Origin of the sequence: Cellulomonas terrae, from assembly GCF_007990265.1 — a bacterium.
Lineage (GTDB): Bacteria > Actinomycetota > Actinomycetes > Actinomycetales > Cellulomonadaceae > Cellulomonas > Cellulomonas terrae.
Genome location: NZ_BJWH01000045.1, coordinates 1 through 4,160 on the forward strand (window position 1 = coordinate 1; position 4,160 = coordinate 4,160).

Genomic DNA, 4,160 nt, shown 5'->3' on the forward strand with positions numbered 1-4,160 from the left:
TGGTCGCGATGTTTCTGCTCATCGTTGTCGCGGCGGCCGCCCTGGCGTTGTGGATCGGACTGAGCCTTGGTGGCGTCGGCATCGCAACTCCCGGCGCGGACTCGGTGGATGCCGGCTTCTCCCGGGACATGCAGACCCACCACGGCCAGGCCGTGGGGATGTCCACGTCGGTGCTCGAGACATCCGTCGATCCCGACGTGCGCACGCTTGCACGCGACATCATGCTCACTCAGCAGCAGCAAGCCGGTCAGATGCACGGGTGGCTGAATCAGTGGGACCTGCCGCAAACGTCGTCAAGCCCGCCCATGGCCTGGATGTCCACCGGCGACGCCGAAATGGCCGGCATGGATCACGGCTCAACACCGGCGCCGTCTGGTGATGTCCCGATGCCGGGCATGGCGAGTACCGAGGACTTGGCACGTCTGAGCGCGGCGAGCGGCTCTGCAGCGGATCGGCTCTACCTCCAACTGATGATTCCGCATCACCAAGGTGGCGTTGAGATGGCGCAGGCAGCCGTCACGACGGCAGCCGATGACGATGTCCGCCGTCTGGCACAGGCGATCGTCGAGTCTCAGAGCGCGGAGCTGGCTCTGTTACGGGACATGCTCGCTGAGCGCGGAGGCCCGCTGACCAGTCCTTGAGCCGGGACCATGCGGAGATCTCCTGTCGAAGCGTCCGACGCGGACCACTCACTCCGCGGGAGGCGCCGGAGGGCGCCGCCGCCAAAGAAGGACCGCACTGATAATCCCGACCAGCAAGAGACCTCCGCCCATCGCGAGCAGCGGGCCAGCGCCGATCGCGCCTCTGCTGCTCTGCGCGTCCGACACCGCGACATCGCCGGATGTGGCCGGGACGGGCGCTGGCGGCAGCACGCTGGTCTCCGAGGAGTTCGTTGTCGGCTCCGCGACGGACGGTGTGGCCGGCGCGTCAGAATCCGGTGTCGCCGAGGTTGCAGCGGTAAACGTGAAGCTGCCCTCGATGGGATGGGCGTCCTCGGACGTCACTCGCCATCTCACCGTGTACAGCCCGGCAGGAAGATCACCGCTCAGCGGCTGCGTCACGTTCACGTCGAGCAACTGCGCCGGCTCGGTGCTCACGACGGCCCCGACAGGATTCGTGATCACGAGCTGGGTGCCGAGCGCCAACGCGGCCGCGTCGAACGTCAACGTGACCTGACTCGGAACGACGGGAACCGTCGAGCCGTCGGCCGGGTCCGTCGATCGAAGGACGTTGTGTGCCTGCGCCGACGAGACACCGATGACACCCAGCACCCCGCAGACAAGGAGCACGACGGTCGCACGCGCACACCGCATCATGAAGGAAGGCATCCGCATGAGGTCAAGGATCGCGCACAGCCAACGTCGCGCTCTCACGCGGGCGCGTGACATCCGCCACCGGGCCGACGCCTACCGGCTACCACCCGGAACGCCGACGTGGTGAACTCATGAGGCGCGACACGCGAACCAGTGAGCAGGGGCAGTGCCCGTCCCGGCCTGTTCCGCTGACGGGCCGTGGGGACGACGACTCCTCGAGAGGGCACCGATGATCGTCACCGAGTTCGACGGGCCGGTGTGGCTGCCGACAGACCCGCCGTCGTTGGTGTCGTACCTGGCGCCGACCCTGCAGCCGATACCTCTCCTCCCGGCCGTCGGCATCGTGCTCGCGCTGCTCTACGTCTCGGGCGTTGTCCGACTGGCACGCGCAGGCCGCCGCTGGTCGTACGGGCCAACAGCGTCGTTCCTTGCGGGGTGCGCGCTGCTCGTGGTGGTCACCGGTGCTGGCATCGAGGGCTACGGGTACGAGATGTTCTCTGTGTTCATGTTCCAGCAGCTGACCCTGATGATGGCGATCCCTCCGCTATTGGTGCTTGGCCGTCCCGGGACGCTGCTGCTGCGCGCCGTCCCCCACGGGCGCGTCGGGCGGGTGGTCCTGCTATCAGCACGACGGGCACTGAGATCAATGCCTGCTCGAGTCGCCCTGCATCCCGGCTTCACGATTCCGCTGTTCCTGCTCAGCTTCTACGGGCTGTACCTCAGTGACTTCGCTGCTTGGGCCCTGGCCAGCTGGGGTGGGCACATAGCCCTCGAGGTGACCTTTCTCGTCGCGGGCGTGCTGTTCACCGCCCCCGTGCTCTCCACAGACCCGCTGCCACTCGCGCAGGGTCACGCGGGCCGCGCCGCAGACATGATTGTGGAGATGCCTCTGCACGCGTTCTTCGGTGTGATTGTCATGATGGCAACACGACCGCTGATAGGCGCCTTCACCCACCCGCCGGCGTCATGGGGCGTGGATCTGGTGGCCGACCAGGGTGTCGCCGGTGGGCTCGCCTGGTCCTACGGTGAGCTCCCGTCCTTGATCGTCCTGCTGATCATCTTCGCCCGATGGCAACGGGATGACGCGCACCGCGCTCAGTCGGCCGACCGGGACATTGACCTGCACGGCAACGCCGAACTCGATGCCTACAACGCCTACCTGGAGTCACTCGACAGGCGCCGCCCGGGTGCGCAGGCCTAGACGACGGTGACGAACCCTGCGATGAGTCCTTGGATGCTTTGGGTCCAGGAGTTCCATAGCCCGGTGAGGAGTGCGAACCCGATGAGGACGAGCATGACGCCGCCGATACGCATGATTGCGAGCCGGTGGTCGCGCAGGAATGTCACCGCCGCCGTGGAGTGATGAGCGCCTAGCGCGATCAGGAGGAACGGGACTCCGAGGCCTGCGGCATAGGCGGCTGCCAGGACTGCACCACGTGAGGCGCTCGCTTCGTTGAGAGAGAGCGAGAGGACGGCTGCGAGGGTCGGTCCGATGCAAGGTGCCCAGCCCAGGGCGAAGACGGCGCCCAGCAGGGGGGCACCGGCGAGACCTTGGCGGGGCACGAGATGCAGCCTTCGCTCGCGCTGGAGTCCGGGGATCCAGCCGAGGAACGACAGCCCCATGAGGACGACGACGATGCCTATCACGGGCGTGATGACGTCCTGCCATGTTCGGATTGCTGCTCCTAGCGATCCGACGGCGACACCAAGCAGGACGAACACCGCGGAGAAGCCCAAGACGAACAGACCAACTCCGGTCAGCAGGAGGGTCTTGGATCGTTGCCCGGTCGAGCTGCCCGTCATGCCGGTGACAAAGGCGAAGTACCCCGGCAGTAGTGGAATCACGCAGGGCGAGGCGAAGGACACCATCCCGGCGAGGAGCGCGACAGGGAGGGCCAGGAGCATCGGTCCGGCGAACGCTGTCTCCTGGAACGCGCTGGCCAGGTCTTGCCAGGACCCGCTGCTCACGGAGTCTCCGCGTAGCCGATGGCGAGGACCGCGCGCACGATCGCGTCCTCGCGGCGGTCGATGCAGCGCGCCATGAGAAGGACGCCAGCGCCCGATGGCGATGAGCGGGCGCGGGCGTCGCTACGCGGGCCGGTGCTCAGCGCGAGGAGGTCAACGGCGTCCACGTCACTCCGTCCGCACGACCGCGCCGCCAGCCGGGCGGTGCCCGCGGTGCTCTCGCGCTGTTCATGCAGTCGCACGACGGCGACGGTCTTACGGCGGGCGGCGAACCGGCCGGTGCCCAGCACGTCCGAGGCGGGCGGCCGCGAAGGAACGAACCCAGGATCGGGCTCCGGGATCGTGGTCGTGACGGCGAACGCGATCGCAAGCCAACCGCGATGGTCGACAGCACCCGTCGCGGCGTGGATGTTGTCGTGGCCCATCAGCGCCAACCTCTCCTGGCGGTGCGGTCAGTCCTTGCAGCAGCCGTCGTCACAGTTCTCGTCCTCGCAGTGCGCCTTGTCGCCTCCGACCAGCTGGGACACCGGGGTGCAGCACGCGTCGCCCTTCCAGGCTTCGATGCCCTCGCGAACCGCGAACGCGGCGATCACCACGGCGGCGAGCGGGTCGGCCCACCACCAACCGAGGGTGCTGTTGAGCACCAGTCCGACGAGAAGGACCGCGGAGAGGTAGGTGCAGATCAGGGTCTGCTTGGAGTCCGCGACCGCGGAGGCCGACCCGAGCTCGCGCCCGGTGCGGCGCTCGAACCAGGACAGGAATGGCATGACCGCCAGGCTCACTGCGGCCAGGATGATCCCGGCCGTGGAGTGCTCCGGTTCAGTCGCGTTGAGCAAGGTCCGGAGGGCGTCGACGGTGACGAACGCCGCGAGGCCGAAGAAC

The 4,160-nt window shown here is 67.7% G+C and carries 6 protein-coding genes; 2 read left to right on the forward strand and 4 right to left on the reverse strand.

All coding sequences use genetic code 11. The annotated features are described in order from the left end of the window. On the forward strand, window positions 1-641 hold a 641-nt coding region (locus CTE05_RS19995), incomplete at its 5' end, for a DUF305 domain-containing protein (protein WP_146848050.1). A gap of 48 nt (window positions 642-689) precedes the next feature. Here CTE05_RS19995 and CTE05_RS20000 read toward each other — a convergent pair. Beyond that, complete coding sequence (locus CTE05_RS20000) at window positions 690-1,334, reverse strand: copper resistance CopC family protein (RefSeq protein ID WP_222595527.1); 645 nt, start codon at window positions 1,332-1,334, stop codon at window positions 690-692. A 208-nt stretch (window positions 1,335-1,542) separates the two neighbouring features. Between CTE05_RS20000 and CTE05_RS20005 the strand changes: the two genes are divergently transcribed. Continuing rightward, complete coding sequence (locus CTE05_RS20005; protein ID WP_146848052.1) at window positions 1,543-2,514, forward strand: cytochrome c oxidase assembly protein; 972 nt, start codon at window positions 1,543-1,545, stop codon at window positions 2,512-2,514. Here CTE05_RS20005 and CTE05_RS20010 read toward each other — a convergent pair. The 3 genes from CTE05_RS20010 to CTE05_RS20020 all read right to left on the reverse strand — a co-directional run. Next, window positions 2,511-3,281: a cytochrome c biogenesis CcdA family protein gene (locus CTE05_RS20010; RefSeq protein WP_146848053.1), complete on the reverse strand. Its 771-nt coding sequence runs from the start codon at window positions 3,279-3,281 to the stop codon at window positions 2,511-2,513. The two genes, CTE05_RS20005 and CTE05_RS20010, sit on opposite strands and share 4 nt — an antisense overlap. Next, window positions 3,278-3,703, reverse strand: a complete 426-nt coding sequence (locus CTE05_RS20015) for a hypothetical protein (protein ID WP_146848054.1) — start codon at window positions 3,701-3,703, stop codon at window positions 3,278-3,280. The genes CTE05_RS20010 and CTE05_RS20015 overlap by 4 nt, the downstream gene beginning before the upstream one ends. 27 nt (window positions 3,704-3,730) lie before the next feature. Continuing rightward, window positions 3,731-4,160 (reverse strand): cation efflux transmembrane domain-containing protein (locus tag CTE05_RS20020; RefSeq protein WP_186814954.1); only part of this gene is annotated, 430 nt, incomplete at its 5' end.

Bases quoted from the DNA above. Each gene is read 5' to 3' on its own strand.
- CTE05_RS20000 (WP_222595527.1), bottom strand. From the start codon at position 1,334: ATGCGGATGCCTTCCTTCATGATGCGGTGTGCGCGTGCGACCGTCGTG.
- CTE05_RS20005 (WP_146848052.1), top strand. From the start codon at position 1,543: ATGATCGTCACCGAGTTCGACGGGCCGGTGTGGCTGCCGACAGACCCG.
- CTE05_RS20015 (WP_146848054.1), bottom strand. From the start codon at position 3,703: ATGGGCCACGACAACATCCACGCCGCGACGGGTGCTGTCGACCATCGC.